Here is a 15,143-nt window from a genome sequence, read left to right as displayed (position 1 = left end):
GAACATGATCCGCAGCACAACGCGTTTCGCCGACCGTACCGCCATCGTCACCGGGTCGGCCCAGGGCATCGGCGAGGCGTACGCCAAGGCCCTTGCCGCCGAGGGCGCCTCGGTCGTCGTGGCGGACATCGACACCGAGCGCGGCGAGCACGTGGCCGAGCAGATCGTCGCCGACGGCGGGACCGCCGTCTTCAAGACCGTCGACGTGTCCGATCCCGGTTCGGCCGGCGAACTCGCGGCATTCACGGTCGAGACGTTCGGCGGCATCGACCACGTGGTCAACAACGCCGCGATCTACGGTGGCATGAAACTCGATCTGCTGCTGACGGTTCCGTGGGACTACTACAGGAAATTCATGAGCGTGAACATGGACGGCGCGCTGAACGTCACCCGCGCGGTGTGGCCGCACATGACGGCGAACGGCGGCTCGCTCGTCAACCAGTCGTCGACCGCCGCATGGGTGTACTCCGGCTTCTACGGCCTGGCCAAGGTCGGCGTCAACGGACTCACCCAGCAGCTGGCCACCGAACTCGGCGGCTCGAACATCCGCATCAACGCGATCGCCCCGGGCCCGATCGACACCGAGGCCACCCGCACCGTCACACCGGGAAACATGGTGGCGGACATGGTTTCCAGACTGCCACTGAAACGGATGGGCACCCCCGGGGATCTGGTGGGCATGTGCCTGTTCCTGCTCTCCGACGAGGCGGACTGGATCACCGGGCAGATCTTCAACGTCGACGGCGGCCAGGTGATCCGCTCGTGACCCGGCTCGGCTGCATCGGCCTCGGCAACATGGGGGCCCCGATGGCGAAGCGACTGCTGGACCGGCCGGGTGGGCTCACCGTGCTCGACACCCGGCCCGAGGCCGTCGCGCCGTTCACCGCGGCCGCGCGCGAGCCGCCGACGACCCCGCAGACCTCGCGCGCGAATGCGACGTCGTCTGCGTCACCGTCGTCGACGATGCCCAGGTCCGCACAGTCGTCGCGGGACTGCTCGGCGGCGCGCGGCCCGGCACGGTCATCGCGGTCCACTCGACCGTCGCCGACACCACCGCCGTGGAACTCGCCGCCGCATGCGCCGAGCGCGGGCTCGAGCTCGTCGACGCTCCCGTCAGCGGCGGGGCCCCGGCGCCGAGCAGGGCCGGCTCGCGGTGATGGTCGGCGCCTCCGACGCGGCGTTCGACATGGTGCGCGAACCGTTCTCGTGGTTCTCCGACCTCGTCGTGCACGCCGGTCCGGTCGGCGCGGGCACCCGGATGAAGCTGGCCCGGAATCTGCTGCACTTCGTGTCGTTCACCGCTGCCGCGGAGGCGCAGCGGCTCGCCGAGGCGGCCGGGCTGGACATCACCGCGCTCGGGAAGGTGGTCCGCCACACCGACGCGATCAGCGGGGGCGCCGGGGCGATCATGCTCCGGGACACCACCGCACCGATCCCACCGGACGACTTCTGGTTCCCGATCCTCGACCACGTACGTGCGCTGGGCGAGAAGGACCTGTCGCTGGCCCTCGGTCTCGGCGCTCGGCTCGGCGTCGACCTGCCCCTCGCAGCGCGCGCGCTCGGCGACCTCGGTCCGGGTCTCGGGGTGGGCCGGGGAGAGAACGCACGACAGGAGGAGCCCGCATGACCGACGACCGTCGCCGCCGCGGCCTGGACATGATGTCGCAGGTGTACGGCTGGGAGATGCAGGACGGGCCCGGCGACCATTTCGCCGTCACCGCAGACCACCTCTTCGCCGACATCTGGTCCCGGCCCGGGCTGAGCATCCGCGACCGGCGGCTGCTGCTGCTCGGCGCGCTCACCGCACAGGGGCTGATCGACGTGGCCGAGATCCAGGTCGGGGCCGCACTCCACAACGAGGAACTCGACGAACCGCAACTGAAGGAGATCGCCCTGTTCCTGTGCCACTATGTCGGATGGCCGCTCGGCACCGAACTCGACTCGATGATCGGCGGCGTGCTCGCCCGGCGCCGCAAGGCGTGAGCCCACCGAGGGAGTTCCCCGAGCCCGCTCTAGGCGGCCACGTGGCGCGAGAACCGAAGGAGTGAGCAGTGCAGGACTTCGCGGACCGCCCGGGCGCGGCCCTCGTGGCCGGCGGCACCGGCGGGATCGGCCGGGTGGTGTGCCGGATACTGGCCGAGCGCGGCAGCGACGTCGCCTTCACGTTCCACCGCAACGACGGGGCCGCCGCCGCACTGGCGGCGGACCTGCGCACCCTCGGGGCGAAGGTGCTGCCGCTGCAGGCGGAGCTGAGCGACAGCGCCGCGGCCGCCAGGGTCGTGGACGCAGCCGTCGCGACCTTCGGTGCACTGCACACCCTCGTCCACGCGGCGGGACCGCACGTGCCGATGGTGCACCTGAGCCGGGTGACGCCCGCGCAGTTCCGCAACCAGCTCGTGGGCGACGCGGGGGCGTTCTTCAATCTCGTCCACCCGGTACTGCCCCGGCTGCGGGAGTCGCGGGGCAACATCGTCGCGGTGACGACGGCGGCGACCCGCCGGTTCCCGGTCCGGGACGGCCTGTCGGCCGGACCGAAGGGTGCGATCGAAGCCCTCGTGCGGGCGCTGGCGGCCGAGGAAGGGCGATTCGGGGTGCGGGTCAACGCGGTGGGGCCGGGCATGCTCACCGACGGCACCGCCGCCCGGCTGATCGGGTCCGGCGAACTCGACGAGCGCGCACTGTCCGTCGCGCGCAACAACATTCCCCTGCGACGCTTCGGCGACGCCCACGACGTCGCCGAGGCCGTCGCCTTCCTCGCCTCGGACCGGGCGGACTTCGTGTCCGGGCAGATCCTCGACGTCGACGGCGGCTACGGCGCCTGACCTGCATCCGGCGGCTTGCCGGGTGGCCCGCCGGAACCGGTGGGTACTGTGGTTCCGATACGTACCGCTTCCGAGCACACCGTGGACCGCAACGAACGGAGACCGATCATCATGACCCGCACCACCCTGCCCCGGGAGACGATCGAGCTGGCCGAGGCGACACCGGGTTTCATGCCGATCGACGAGGGCACGGCCCTGCACGACGCCGCGGTCCGGTATCTCGGCGACGGGGTCGGCGTCGAGATCGGCACCTACTGCGGGCGCTCGACCGTCTATCTCGGAGCCGCCGCGAAGGCCACCGGGGGAACCATCGTCACGATCGACCATCATCACGGGTCCGAGGAGCACCAACCCGGATGGGAGTACCACGATCCGGCCCTCGTCGACCCGCACACCGGGCATCTGGACACGGTGGGACGGTTCCGCCACACCCTGGCCGACGCGGATCTCGAATCTCATGTCGTGGCGGTGCTGGGACGATCCGGCCAGGTCGCGGAGTTCTGGCGGACCCCGGTGTCGTTCGTGTTCGTCGACGGTGGTCACAGCAGTGAGGCGGCGCAGGCGGACTACGCGGGCTGGGCGCCGTGGGTGCGTGTCGGCGGCGCCCTGATCATCCACGACGTGTTCCCCGATCCGAAGGACGGCGGCCGTCCCCCGTACGAGGTCTACCTGCGCGCGCTCGGGAGCGGCGAGTTCACCGAGGTGTCGGTGACCGGTTCGCTGCGCGTGCTCGAACGCACTTCCGGCACCGCCGGAATGCTGCCGGGCTGACGGCTCAGACCGTCACCCGGCAGTCCTCGTGACAGCTCTCGGCGGCGACCCATCCGGCGGGTGCGGTGGCGTCGCGGAACACTCCGTTGCCGGCGGTGCTGCGCGAGAGCGCGTCGGCGGCGAGGATGACCGCAGCGCTGGTCCAGGAGCTCTTCTCCACGGGCCAGCGCTTTCCGTCCGTGAACACCATTCCGGTCCAGTAGGACCCGTCCGGGTCGCGAAGATGCTGCATGGCGGCCAGCAGGATCCGGGCCGTCGTGGCCTCACCGATCGCGTCCAGGGCGAGGACGAGCTCGCACGTCTCGGCACCCGTCACCCACGGCCGGTGGTCGACGCAGCGGATGCCGATGTCGCCGACCACGAAATCGTCCCAGCGCTCCCGGATCCGTTGCCGGGCCGGCGCACCGCGCACCGCCCCGCCGAGGATCGGGTAGTACCAGTCCATCGAGTACTCCGGCTTGGGGGTGAATGCCTCCGGATGCCGTCGCAGCACGTGGCCGAGCCGGTACCACGCGACCTCCCAGTCCGGATGGGGGTCGCCGACCACCTCCGACAGGCGCAGCCCGCACTGCAGACTGTGGTGGATGCTCGAACACCCCGTCAGCAGAGCCTCGTCGGCCGTGCCGTGTTCGCCTCGAGCCCAGTAGATCTCGCCTCCGGGTGCCTGCAGCTCGAGCACATGGTCGAGGGCCGCCCGCACCGTCGGCCACAAGCGCACCACATGGTCGGTGTCGCCCGTGACGAGGTAGTGGTGCCACACCCCCACCGCGATGTACGCGGTGAAGTTCGAGTCGGCGTCGTGGTTCTCGACGGCGTCCCCGCGGAACTGCATGGGCCACGAGCCGTCCGGCCGCTGGGTCCGACGGGACCAGTCGAAGGCCGCCTCGGCCTCCTCGAACAACCCCGCGGCGGTGAGCGCCATCGCGGACTCGATGTGGTCCCACGGGTCGGTGTGACCACCGGGGAACCACGGGATCGCTCCGGAGGACTCCTGCATGTCGGCGATCGCGCGGGCGGTTCGCAGGCACTGATCCTCGGACAGCACTCCCGGCACGGCCGGAACCGCGTGCCGTGCCCCGCCGGGGCGGAAGTCAGCGGCCGACAACGGGAACCGTCGGCTTCTCGAGGTAGAACACGACGCTCTTGCCGAGCACCGGATTCAGCAACGATTCCGCCGTGCGCGTCAGCCACGGCCCCTGCATCAGGTCCCATACGAGGAGACGGTGATACGCCTTCGTCAGGGGGTTGTCGTCGTTGTCGACGCCCACGGCGCATTTGAGCCACCAGTACGGCGAATGCAGGGCATGGGCGTGGTCCCGGCCGCGCACCGTCAGGCCTGCGGCCGTCAGCTTCGCTGCCAGTTCGTCGGCCTTGTAGATCCGCACGTGGCCGCCCTCGACCTCGTGATACGCGTCGGACAGCGCCCAGCAGATCTGCTCCGGCAGCCACCGCGGGACGGTGACGGCCGCGACGCCGCCGGGTTTGAGCACCCGCACGAATTCGGCGATGGCGCGGTCGTCTTCGGGCACGTGCTCGAGCACCTCGGAGATCAGCACCACGTCGAAGGTCTCGTCGTCGTAGGGCAGGGCGAGGGCGTCGCCCACCTCGGCCCGGGCCAGTGCTCCCTCGGGTACCTGGCCCTCGAGTTCCATCGCCGCGAACATGTCGCCGACGGCCTTCATGTCCTCCGCGCTGCGGTCGAACGCCACCACGTCGGCGCCCCGGCGGTAGAGCTCGAACGAGTGCCGTCCGGCGCCCGCGCCGATGTCGATGGCACGGTCACCGGGTTCGACCCCCAGCCGGTCGAAATCGACTGTCAGCATCAGACTTCGGTCCTTCCTGCCTGGGCCGCAACGGTATCCCGGTAGGCCTGGGCGGTCCGGGCGGCCACGGCCGCCCAGCTGAATCGCTCGAGCACCCGGGCCCGCGCCACCGACCCCAGCCGGGCCTGTTCGGCGGGATCGTCGAGAACCCGTGCCAGCGCCGCGGCCAGCTGTTCGCTGTCACCCGGGGGCACGAGGATGCCCGCATCGCCGACCACCTCGGGAATCGCACCGGCGCGACTTGCCACCAGCGGCGTGGCGCAGGCCATGGCCTCGACCGCGGGCAGCGAGAACCCCTCGTAGAGTGACGGGACCGCGGCCACCTGCGCCGAACCGAGCAGTCCGGCCAGCTCGCCGTCGTCGATCCCGGAGACGGTGCGTACCGAGTCCCCGATGGCGAGCTGCTCGATCAGCTTCTCGGTGACGCCGCCCGCGGCCAGCTTGGTGACGAGCACCAGCTCGACCTGCCGCTCGGTGCGGAGCTTCGCCACCGCCTCGAGCAGATTGGCGACGCCCTTGAGCGGTGCGTCCGCGCTGGCCACGCACACGATGCGGCCGGACACGCGTTCGGTCGACGGCGGGGCGAAGATCTCGGTGTCCACTCCCAGCGGGATCGTGCGCAAGCGCCCGTCGGGGATGTCGAACGCGGTACGGATGTCGTCCTCGGAGGATTTCGAGACGGTGAGCAGGGTCGGGATGCGCCGCGCCACCCGGGCCTGCATGCGCAGGAATCCGTACCATCGGCGCAACGTGATCCTGCGGCGCAGCGTCGGGGCGCTCGCGAGGTCCAGCTCCCGGTCGCGGGTGATCGGATGGTGGATGGTCGCGACGAGCGGCAGGCCCGCATCCGCGATCCGGAGCAAGCCGTAGCCGAGGCACTGGTTGTCGTGCACGACGTCGAACTCCCCGGCCCGGTCGCGCAGCAGCCGGGCCACGCGCAGACTGAAGGTCAACGGCTCCGGGAACCCCGCCGTCCACATCGTGCCCAGCTCGAGCAGGTCGATCGCGTCGCGGATCTCCCGCGGGTGCGGAAAGCGGAACGGGTCGTCGTCGCGATAGAGGTCGAGGCTCGGGACCTTCACCAGGGTGACCCCGTCGTCGAGCTCGGGATACGGCTGCCCGGAGAACACCTCGACGTCGTGGCCGAGTGCCGCGAGTTCGCGGCTGAGATGTCGAACGTACACGCCCTGACCACCGCAGTGCGGCTTGCTGCGGTACGACAGCAGAGCTACTCGCACAGATCACCTCGTTCGTCGTGTCACCGGAGTGCGTCCGTCCGGAAGATCGAACTCACTCTAGAACATGTTCTCATCCGACGCTCGACCCGGCTCCGCCCTGCGGATCAGCGCCGGAACCGCACCGGGTCCGGTGCAAACTGAACGTACAGGGTGGCGACCCGTTCCGCCGTCGAAGACCCGCCGAGACGACACCGGCCCAGGCTCTGCGGTGCGCATCACGAGCGGGCGGCGCGCCCTCGTCCTCCGCGGGTTGACACCTCGAGATGTGACCTACACCATAAGCGAACGCTTACCGTACGAACGCTCGGTGAGCGGCAACTGCACCTCGACCCCCGAAACAGGAGACGGTATGTCCGACGCCCCGTCCATGCGCGAACTGCTCGGCGACGACGCCCCCAGCAACTGGGGACGCTGGGGCGCCGGCGACGAGATCGGAGCTCTGAACTTCCTCGGCACCAAGGAGGTTCTCGGCGGAATAGCCGAGGTCGAGTCCGGCGACGTGTTCACCCTGCAGATCCACATGGGCCGCAAGGAGGCCCCCGGCGATCCCCTGTGGCCCAGCCGCAGCGGCATCGATCGCCGCAACACCCTCGACGAATCGTCGTGGGACGGCGAGGACGCCCCGCAGTTCCCCGGCGGACTGCACTACGCCGACGACACCGCCACCCTCTTCCTGCAGGGCTCCACCCAGTACGACGCCCTCGGCCACGTCTGGTACGACGGCAAACTCTGGAACGGATACGACGCGCGCAGCACCGTCGGCAGCATGGACAAGGCCTCGGTGCTGCCGATCGCCGAGAAGGGCGTCGTGGGCAGGGGGATCCTGATCGATATGGCCCGCCACCGGGGCAAGGAGTGGCTCGACGCCGGCGAGACCTTCGACCACAACGACCTCGAGGCGGCCGCCGCCGCCCAGGGCGTGACCATCGAGCCGCGCGACATCCTCGTGATCCGTACCGGCTGGCTGAAGTACTGGTACAGCCTCGAAGACACCACCGAGTTCTACGCCGATTTCTGCGAACCCGGCCTGACGTACAGCCGCGGACTCGTCGAATGGTTCCGGAACCGGGAGATCCCCAACCTGGTCACGGACACCATCGCCAACGAGGTGACCACCGACCCGGCCAGTGGCGTGGCGCTGCCCCTGCACTGCGCGCTCATGCGCAATCTCGGCGTCGCCCTCACCGAGATCGCCTGGCTCGAGGACCTCGCCGACGCGTGCGCCGCCGACAACCGCTGGACCTTCCTGTACACCGCGGCCCCGCTGAAGGTCGTGGGCGGCACGGGCGCCCCGGTCAATCCGGTCGTCATCCGATGAGCGCAGCCGGACCCCGCGACGCGCACACGGGCGTCTACGACAGCAAGCCGTGGCTCGCGCGCTACGCGCCGGGCCTGCCGACCCACATCGAGCCGGAGTACACCGACGCGCTGGAGATGTTCCGCGCCACCGTCGCTCGCGACCCGGACGCGGACATCATCCGCTACTTCGACGGGCGTCTGACCCGCCGTGAACTCGACGAGCAGTCCGACGCGTTCGCGGCCGCACTGACGGCCCACGGCTTCTGCCCGGGTGAGCGGGCGGCGCTGTTCCTGCAGAACGTCCCGCAGTTCGTCGTGGCGCAGCTCGGTGTCTGGAAGGCCGGCGGTATCCCGGTCTCCGTCAACCCCATGAACAAGGAACGCGAGCTCGGCGAAATCCTCCTGGACTCAGGGGCTACCGTGCTCGTTGCACTCCAGGGGCTGTACCGGGACGTCGCACAGCACGTCGTCGCCGGCACCGCCGTCCGGATCGTGATCACCACGTCCGAACTGGAATACCAGACGCGTGGAGACGAGCGGATCTTCTCCGGCATCGAACGCCTCGATCTGCCCGGCACTCTCGACCTGCAGGCGCTCCTGGCCGAGTTCTGGGGACGGCCCGTCCCGGTGCACGCCCTCGGCCCGGACGACATCGCGTTCCTCACCTACACATCCGGTACGACCGGACCACCGAAGGGTGCGATGACCACTCACCGCAACGTGGTGTTCAATGCCCGCACCTACCGGGAATGGGTGGGACTCGGCGCGGACGACGTCGTGCTGGGCATCGCCCCGCTGTTCCACATCACCGGGCTCGTCGGGCACATCGCTGTCGCCCTGCTGACAGGCGCGCCCCTGGTGTTGATGTACCGGCTCGACCCAGGCGTGACCCTCGAAACGGTGGCGGTGGAACAGGCGACGTTCACGGTCGGCTCGATCACCGTGTTCATCGCGCTGATGAACGTTCCCGGCGCCCGCGGTGAGTCGCTGAAGACGCTGACCAAGATCTTCTCCGGCGGAGCGCCGATACCGCCGAGCACCGTCGCGGCGTTCGAGACGTTCTCGGGGACGTACATCCACAACATCTACGGCCTCACCGAGACCACCTCTCCCTCGCATGCAGTTCCGTTCGGCACCCGGGCTCCGGTGGACGAGGCCTCCGGCGCCCTGTCGGTCGGAGTCCCGACCTTCGACACCGTCGTGCGGGTCGTCGACGAGGACGGCAACGACCTTCCCGTCGGGGAGGTGGGCGAGCTCGTCACGTCGGGGCCGCAGGTGGTCGCCGGCTACTGGAACAAGCCCGAGGAGACCGCGACCGCGCTGCCCGGGGGTGCCCTCCACACCGGGGACGTCGGGTACATGGACGCCGACGGCTGGTTCTACATCGTCGACCGCAAGAAGGACCAGATCAACGCCGGTGGGTACAAGGTCTGGCCGAGAGAGGTCGAGGACGTGCTCTACGAGCACGATGCGGTGCGCGAGGCCGCGGTCGTGGGGGTGGTGGACAGCTACCGCGGCGAGACGGTCAAGGCGTTCGTCAGCCTCCGTCCGGGGCACTCGGTCACCGAGGAGGAACTGATCGCCTTCGCCAGGGAGAGGATGGCGGCGTACAAGTACCCGCGGCTGGTGGAGATCATCGACGAGATCCCGAAGACCGTGTCCGGCAAGCTTCTTCGCAGGGAACTCCGGGCCCGCGGCTGAACCGGGCAGGACGGCGAAGGCCCGGTCCGTGTCGGGACCGGGCCTTCGCCGTGAAGCGACCCTGGGACGGGACTCGAACCCGCGACCTCCGCCGTGACAGGGCGGCGCGCTAACCAACTGCGCCACAGGGCCGTGTGCATCCCCGAAGGGGATTTCCACAGAAAACCCACCGCCGGGCGGTGGGCCTACCGTATGAAGTTGTGTGGTGGCCAGGGCCGGGATCGAACCGGCGACCTTCCGCTTTTCAGGCGGACGCTCGTACCAACTGAGCTACCTGGCCGGACGGCACCCGAACCGAATGCCAATTGCCAACTCTGCGACCCTGACGGGACTCGAACCCGCGACCTCCGCCGTGACAGGGCGGCGCGCTAACCAACTGCGCCACAGGGCCATGCTCTTCACTTGTGGTCAAACCGTACTGCATGCGGCGATACTGCTTCCGCAAGCGTACCCCCTACGGGATTCGAACCCGCGCTACCGCCTTGAAAGGGCGGCGTCCTAGGCCGCTAGACGAAGGGGGCCCGCCGGATTACTCCGACCCGCACCCTCAACGGGTTCGCGTTCCGTTGGGAGCTTGGATAGCTTAGGACACCGGTTTCCGGATTCACAAATCAGCAGGTCACGCCGATTGTTCGCCCTCCATGGGCGACTCCGGCGCCCCGCGCCGCCGCTCGAGCCACTCCGGCGCGGCCGTCGCCTCGAGGCACACGTCCAGGCATTCCGCGAAGCGGGCCCGCACGTCGACGTCGGTCGCGGTGAGATCGTGGAAGTAGCGCTGGCCGGCCAGGCACGCCCCGAGCACACCCAGGAACCGTTCGAGGTCGACGCCGGCACGGAACAGCCCCGCGTCCCGCGCCTCGACGGCCAGCCGGCGGCCGGCGGCTCCCCACACCGAGCTGCCGCGCAGCTTCGCCTCGGCGTCGAACTCGGGTTCGGTCACGAGCTTGAACTCGGCCCGGATGATGACGTCGCCCTGCAGGGCGTCGGCGAGATCTCCGACGAGGCCGTGCAACCGCTCGAAGGGATCCAGCCCCGGCGCGTGCAGCCACCGCTCGGTGATCACCCGATAACGGTCGAGGCCCTCCGCGAGCACCGCCCGGGCGAGCTCCTCCTTCGAATCGAAGTGGAAGTACATCGCGCCCTTGGTCGCCCCGGAGTGCTCGAGAATCGCGTTGACCGAGGCTGCGCCGTATCCGCGCCGGGCGAATTCGATCGCCGCGGATTCGACGATGGACGCGCGGGTGCGCCGCGCCCGCTCTTGCTGACGTGACATGGGGGGTTCGTGCCTCCGAACGTGACCTGCGGTCCCCCCGATCGCCACTGTAGCCGCCGGGCGACCGGCACGCGCACAGCCAGGCATTTCCCGTCTTCGCACAGAACACACCAAGTGGTATGCTTTTATCCGGCTCGGGTGCGCCGCAGGGGGTGCGCACCCGAGCCTTCGAGCGGCACGGCCGTCCGATACTGTTGACCGGCGCGATGCAGTTAGACTGTGCGCCCACGCCCCTATAGCTCAGTTGGTAGAGCTACGGACTTTTAATCCGCAGGTCCCAGGTTCGAGCCCTGGTGGGGGCACCACGCTTCACCAGCCGGAACACGACGACAGGAGCAGAGCCCCACCCGAACGTGCAGCAGAAATGCAGCAGAACGGTCAGGCCCCGGTCGCCTGCTCCCACGGCGGCGGCGTCACCCCGTGCGCAAGCAGCTCCTGCTCGAGGCGCCGCACCCGCGCCTCGAGCAGAGCCTCACGCCGCTCCCACGTCTGACGGTTGTCCACCAATCCCCGGATCTCCGCACGCGCCGCATCCAGATCCCGCCGCGCCGTCTCCAGATCCGCAGACAACCGCTGCACGTCCTTCGTCAACTGAGCCACGCTCGTCTCCCAGATCGTCAACGCCTTCGTGTAGGCGTCCGCCTGCACGGTGTGCTGCGCCGCCTTCTCCGACGAACGGGACGAGAACCGCACCCCCAGGTAGGTCAGCAACGCTGCGACGATGACACCGACGCTCCCCCACATCGTCGAGGCCGCGGTCACCGTTCACCACCCGAGGGCGGAGGAGGCGGTGGCGTCGGGATCACCTCGACGTCGATCGGGTTCGGCCACGACGCCACCACCATCACGATCAGCGCATACCCGATGTAGGTCACCGCGCTGATCCACGCCGTCGGCGAGAACCCGGCCACCCACGCGAACCCGAACAGCATCCCCCACAGCAGCGGCACCGAGGTGATCGCGACGAACCCGGCCCGGTCCGAGCGGGGCGGATCGTACGACGCCGCCGACACCACCGCGACCACCGCAGCGATCAGCCACGGCCAGCCCAGCACCTGCAGCGGCAGCGCGTCGAGCAGCCACGCGAAGGCGCCCTTCCTCGTCGAGGTCGCCGGGGCGATCAGGTAGCTGTACCCGATCGCCGCGAACACCACCGCATGCACGAGCAGGAACCGGCCCCGCCGCCCGTTGAGCCGCCGCGCGACGACGCGCACGATCCGATACGGCATCGCCGGGGCTACCCGCGCCCCGAAATGCGGCGCTCCAACTCCGCGCGCAACTGCCCGACACTGGGGGCGAGCTGCTGTGCCCGCTCCGTGGCGACACGGAGCGTCTCGGTGACGACGGCACCAGGCCCCGGGTGTGCCACTGACGCGGTCCGGTAGTCGACCGGCGTGTCGGTGCCGTCACGGATCGTCGGGGGCTGTGCGCCCTTCGGGTTCGGGGTGTAGAGACCGGCGAGGATGTATACCAGGGTGCCGATGCCGGTGAGCACGGTGGCGGTGTGCCCGAGGTAGGTCGTCACGTCGGCGTCGGTGAACACCCCGAGCAGCGTCAGCCCGCCGAAGATCGCGGCGGCGACGGAGTAGATGACCTGCCGGATCGTCGGCCAGGACGTGTGGATCTTCTGCAGCATCACTTGCCTCCGTTCGCCAGGCGCTGCTCGAGCTGGGCGATCCGCTCGGTCAGCTTCTCGACCAGGCCCGCGGCCCGTTCGGCCTGCCGGGCGGCGTGGAACGCCTGGTAGTCCGCGGTGCGCGCGAAGGTGGCGGAGTCGAGTTCGGCCGGCGGCTGGCCGCCGAGGAACTCCGGCTCGACCAGCGACGGCCGCGGCTTACACACAGCCTCGAACAGCTGCCGCTGCTCGGCATCGGACAGTGCCATGAGGAAACCCCCTGTGTCGCCCGCGAACAGTGCGCGGAGTTCGGTGATCGTGCCGCGGAACGCGTTCACGTCGATCAGCTGCCCGGTTACCCGGGCGGTCTCGGAGAACTGCAGGATCTGCACCGGCGGACCGCCGGGATGGAAGCCGGCCCACCCGGCGGTGATGGTGCCGGGCGCGGTCTCGTACAGCGTCGAGGCGTAGCCCTTGCCGCTCACGTAGTGCGAGTTCCACAGCGCCGGGATCCCGGCCAGGTTCGGTGAGCCCATGCGGTCGCGCCAGAACCAGCGCGGCAGGTACACCGAGAACACCCGCATACCGCGGACCTGGATCGCGTGGATCCGCGCCCACATGTCCTCGAGCGAGCCGCCGCCGATCGTGTCCTCGTAGTCCAGCTGGATCGGGATCGACGAATCGCCGAGATGCTGCAGCAGCGTGTCGGCCTCCCGTTCGGGGTGGCTGCCGCGCCGACAGAACACGTACCCGCCGAACAGACCCGCGAAGTGCTCGCGCATCTGCTCGCGGGCACGCGGCCAGAACGGGTCGCGATAGCCGCCACCCTCGGTGACCTTGTGGGTGGCGAACACGAACCCTTCCCGCTTGGCCGCAGCGAAGTCGAACTCACGCTGGTGGTTCGACACGTCGATGCCATACAGCACGCGGGACACAGGAACCTCCGGTGTGGGTGCGGACGCCTCGGCCGGGTAGGCCGCGCCCTGCAGGAACGGCATCGGGTCCATTCGACCGGGGCCGAACGGCTGGCGGACGCGGTTGTGGACCTCGACGTGGCAGTGCGGGTCGACACCTCCGTTCGTGGACCGGTCACCGTTGACGTGGGCGATGCGCTGCCCCGCCGTAACCTGCTGCCCGCGCTGCACCTCGGGAACGATGTGGCCGTATACCCACAGGTTCGCGCCTTGCGAGTCGTCGGAGTCGATGTCGAGGTAGTGGCCGAACCCGCCCGGCGACGGGTCCCATCCGACCGAGACGACGGTGCCGGCCTGCACTGCGTACACCGGCTGGCCGGCCGATCCGCCGGGCCAACCGAAGTCCACACCGCGGTGCCAGGTGCCCCAGCGCGGTCCATAGCCCGACGTGATGATGTGGCCCCGGGCCAGTGGCCAGTACCGTGGCGCCATCGGTGTTCCCTCCCCTGATGTCCCGAGTCATTCGCGACCGTACGAGGCCGGGGTGCCGGAGATGGCCGTACGATCCAGCCGTGATCAGACGCGCGCTGGGAACCGTCGCGCTCGCCGCCATGCTCGCAGCCTGCAGCGGCACCGCGGGGACACCCACTTCGGAACCCGACCCGTCCCTGCACTCGTGGGTGGACGAACTCGCCGACGAGATGTGCTTCGACCGCGACGCCCTTCGTGAACTCAGGAACATGATGATCGACGATCCGGAGTGGTCATCGTTGTCTCCGCAGGAGCAGTGGGCGTTCATCGCGTCGATCGACGAGTACCCCGAGGACTGCTGAATCGGACCGAACTTCGTGTGCACTCAGCTGTCTGTGAACAAGGGTCACGCTGTAACAATCCGGGCAGTCCGTTCGACCCTCTCCCAAACAGATGCGTGAGAACGGACAGGAATGAACCCACCGGCCGGCTGGTACTCGGACCCCCAGAATCCCCACATGGAGAGGTGGTGGGATGGCACCCAGTGGGGACCACAGTCCCGACCGAGAGGCGTCTTGGCGCCTCCGCCTCCACCTCCGCCTTCCCGCCCGTCGAAGAAGTCCTATATCCCACTGTGGATCGTCCTCGGGCTCGCCGGCCTCGGCATCCTCGTCACCCTCATCCAGAACGCCGGCGACGACGAGTCATCCTCGTCATCACGAACGACCACGAGAACGGCAGCCGCCCCCAGGACCACGACCGCGGCCCCCGCCCCGCTCCAGGCGACCCCGCCGGCATCTGCCCCCAGCCCGACTGCCGCTGCAACTGCACGGACTCCGGCAGCACCGGCAGGGATCGGGCGGCCGTACCGCGACGGAAAGTTCGAGTTCGTCGTGAACTCCTGGGACGGAACCACGGCGCACATCACGGTCCGGAACATCGGTGACGAACCGCAGTTCATGAATACTTCGGCGCAGTACCTATACGACACTCAGGGCCGAAAATTCGAGCCGGAGGGCAACCTCGGGTCGGAGCTCTTCCTGGCGACATTGAACCCCGGGCAGTCCGCTTCCGGGACATTCACCTACGTCCTCAGCGGCGCCGTTCCCTCCCACCTGGAACTGCACGACTCGATGTTCTCCGGTGGGGTCGAAGTGCCGCTTCGGTGACCGCTTACGGATGAGCCTTCGGCTAGGGCGGCAGAGTCGCCCACTGC

At 69.3% G+C, this 15,143-nt stretch carries 17 protein-coding genes, 5 tRNA genes and 2 pseudogenes; 12 read left to right on the top strand and 12 right to left on the bottom strand.

Going from position 1 to position 15,143, the window contains the following annotated elements:
• Positions 1-4: 4 nt before the first annotated feature.
• From LZP97_RS00190 to LZP97_RS00170, 6 genes and pseudogenes are all read left to right on the top strand, one after another.
• A complete protein-coding gene (locus tag LZP97_RS00190) occupies positions 5-766 on the top strand; it encodes an SDR family oxidoreductase (protein ID WP_040274090.1) in 762 nt (253 codons plus the stop codon).
• Positions 767-795: 29 nt separating this feature from the next.
• Positions 796-1,157 (top strand): annotated as a pseudogene (locus LZP97_RS27455) (NAD(P)-binding domain-containing protein).
• Positions 1,076-1,627 (top strand): NAD-binding protein, encoded by a 552-nt coding sequence (locus tag LZP97_RS00185; RefSeq protein WP_442792837.1) that lies wholly within the window; start codon positions 1,076-1,078, stop codon positions 1,625-1,627. The pseudogene LZP97_RS27455 and the gene LZP97_RS00185 overlap by 82 nt, the downstream one beginning before the upstream one ends.
• The gene (locus LZP97_RS00180; RefSeq protein ID WP_040274086.1) at positions 1,624-1,983 is read left to right on the top strand and encodes a carboxymuconolactone decarboxylase family protein; all 360 of its coding nucleotides are present in this window, start codon (positions 1,624-1,626) and stop codon (positions 1,981-1,983) included. Before LZP97_RS00185 ends, LZP97_RS00180 begins: the two co-directional genes overlap by 4 nt.
• A 68-nt stretch (positions 1,984-2,051) precedes the next feature.
• Positions 2,052-2,822, top strand: a complete 771-nt coding sequence (locus tag LZP97_RS00175) for an SDR family NAD(P)-dependent oxidoreductase (protein ID WP_082061336.1) — start codon at positions 2,052-2,054, stop codon at positions 2,820-2,822.
• Between the two features lie 111 nt (positions 2,823-2,933).
• Positions 2,934-3,593: a class I SAM-dependent methyltransferase gene (locus LZP97_RS00170; RefSeq protein ID WP_026137805.1), complete on the top strand. Its 660-nt coding sequence runs from the start codon at positions 2,934-2,936 to the stop codon at positions 3,591-3,593.
• Between the two features lie 4 nt (positions 3,594-3,597).
• Here LZP97_RS00170 and LZP97_RS00165 read toward each other — a convergent pair whose 3' ends face one another.
• The 3 genes from LZP97_RS00165 to LZP97_RS00155 are packed head-to-tail and all read right to left on the bottom strand — an operon-like array spanning position 3,598 to position 6,654.
• A complete protein-coding gene (locus LZP97_RS00165) occupies positions 3,598-4,698 on the bottom strand; it encodes a hypothetical protein (RefSeq protein WP_017680901.1) in 1,101 nt (366 codons plus the stop codon).
• A complete protein-coding gene (locus tag LZP97_RS00160) occupies positions 4,685-5,416 on the bottom strand; it encodes a class I SAM-dependent methyltransferase (protein ID WP_017680902.1) in 732 nt (243 codons plus the stop codon). Before LZP97_RS00160 ends, LZP97_RS00165 begins: the two co-directional genes overlap by 14 nt.
• The gene (locus LZP97_RS00155) at positions 5,416-6,654 is read right to left on the bottom strand and encodes a glycosyltransferase family 4 protein (RefSeq protein ID WP_026137807.1); all 1,239 of its coding nucleotides are present in this window, start codon (positions 6,652-6,654) and stop codon (positions 5,416-5,418) included. The genes LZP97_RS00160 and LZP97_RS00155 overlap by 1 nt, the downstream gene beginning before the upstream one ends.
• A gap of 349 nt (positions 6,655-7,003) precedes the next feature.
• On the opposite strand from LZP97_RS00155, the gene LZP97_RS00150 reads away from it, so the two are divergent.
• The gene (locus LZP97_RS00150) at positions 7,004-7,972 is read left to right on the top strand and encodes a cyclase family protein (protein WP_048772392.1); all 969 of its coding nucleotides are present in this window, start codon (positions 7,004-7,006) and stop codon (positions 7,970-7,972) included.
• Positions 7,969-9,654 carry a class I adenylate-forming enzyme family protein gene (locus tag LZP97_RS00145; RefSeq protein WP_048772394.1) on the top strand — a complete coding sequence of 562 codons (1,686 nt, stop codon included), beginning with the start codon at positions 7,969-7,971 and terminating at the stop codon, positions 9,652-9,654. Before LZP97_RS00150 ends, LZP97_RS00145 begins: the two co-directional genes overlap by 4 nt.
• Positions 9,655-9,710: 56 nt before the next feature.
• Here LZP97_RS00145 and LZP97_RS00140 read toward each other — a convergent pair.
• From LZP97_RS00140 to LZP97_RS00120, 5 genes are all read right to left on the bottom strand, one after another.
• Positions 9,711-9,786 (bottom strand) — tRNA-Asp (locus LZP97_RS00140).
• Between the two features lie 71 nt (positions 9,787-9,857).
• Positions 9,858-9,934: transfer RNA gene (locus LZP97_RS00135), tRNA-Phe, on the bottom strand.
• 37 nt (positions 9,935-9,971) lie between these two features.
• Positions 9,972-10,045 (bottom strand) — tRNA-Asp (locus tag LZP97_RS00130).
• Positions 10,046-10,102: 57 nt separating this feature from the next.
• Positions 10,103-10,175, bottom strand: a tRNA-Glu gene (locus LZP97_RS00125).
• 98 nt (positions 10,176-10,273) lie between these two features.
• The gene (locus LZP97_RS00120) at positions 10,274-10,927 is read right to left on the bottom strand and encodes a TetR/AcrR family transcriptional regulator (RefSeq protein ID WP_017680903.1); all 654 of its coding nucleotides are present in this window, start codon (positions 10,925-10,927) and stop codon (positions 10,274-10,276) included.
• A gap of 229 nt (positions 10,928-11,156) precedes the next feature.
• On the opposite strand from LZP97_RS00120, the gene LZP97_RS00115 reads away from it, so the two are divergent.
• Positions 11,157-11,232, top strand: a tRNA-Lys gene (locus LZP97_RS00115).
• Positions 11,233-11,305: 73 nt separating this feature from the next.
• Here LZP97_RS00115 and LZP97_RS00110 read toward each other — a convergent pair.
• The 4 genes from LZP97_RS00110 to LZP97_RS00095 are packed head-to-tail and all read right to left on the bottom strand — an operon-like array spanning position 11,306 to position 13,948.
• Positions 11,306-11,689 (bottom strand): hypothetical protein, encoded by a 384-nt coding sequence (locus LZP97_RS00110; protein ID WP_048772397.1) that lies wholly within the window; start codon positions 11,687-11,689, stop codon positions 11,306-11,308.
• Positions 11,686-12,156 carry a hypothetical protein gene (locus LZP97_RS00105; RefSeq protein WP_048772400.1) on the bottom strand — a complete coding sequence of 157 codons (471 nt, stop codon included), beginning with the start codon at positions 12,154-12,156 and terminating at the stop codon, positions 11,686-11,688. Before LZP97_RS00105 ends, LZP97_RS00110 begins: the two co-directional genes overlap by 4 nt.
• Positions 12,157-12,164: 8 nt before the next feature.
• Positions 12,165-12,563, bottom strand: coding sequence for a hypothetical protein (locus LZP97_RS00100; RefSeq protein WP_048772402.1), 399 nt, complete (start codon positions 12,561-12,563; stop codon positions 12,165-12,167).
• The gene (locus tag LZP97_RS00095) at positions 12,563-13,948 is read right to left on the bottom strand and encodes a peptidoglycan DD-metalloendopeptidase family protein (RefSeq protein ID WP_082170367.1); all 1,386 of its coding nucleotides are present in this window, start codon (positions 13,946-13,948) and stop codon (positions 12,563-12,565) included. The genes LZP97_RS00100 and LZP97_RS00095 overlap by 1 nt, the downstream gene beginning before the upstream one ends.
• 80 nt (positions 13,949-14,028) lie before the next feature.
• Between LZP97_RS00095 and LZP97_RS00090 the strand changes: the two genes are divergently transcribed.
• The 3 genes and pseudogenes from LZP97_RS00090 to LZP97_RS00085 all read left to right on the top strand — a co-directional run bounded on the left by LZP97_RS00090 (position 14,029) and on the right by LZP97_RS00085 (position 15,096).
• Positions 14,029-14,289, top strand: coding sequence for a hypothetical protein (locus LZP97_RS00090; RefSeq protein ID WP_048772405.1), 261 nt, complete (start codon positions 14,029-14,031; stop codon positions 14,287-14,289).
• 111 nt (positions 14,290-14,400) lie between these two features.
• A pseudogene (locus LZP97_RS27450) lies at positions 14,401-14,499 on the top strand (DUF2510 domain-containing protein); the annotation flags it as partial.
• 321 nt (positions 14,500-14,820) lie between these two features.
• Entirely contained in the window at positions 14,821-15,096 is a 276-nt protein-coding gene (locus tag LZP97_RS00085; protein WP_234574934.1) for a DUF4352 domain-containing protein, read from the top strand.
• Positions 15,097-15,143: the final 47 nt, after the last annotated feature.

The organism is Rhodococcus sp. DMF-1 (assembly GCF_021441945.1).
Lineage (GTDB): Bacteria > Actinomycetota > Actinomycetes > Mycobacteriales > Mycobacteriaceae > Rhodococcus > Rhodococcus ruber.
Note: the sequence above shows the minus strand (reverse complement) of the source record. Positions and strands in the feature narration are given on the sequence as shown.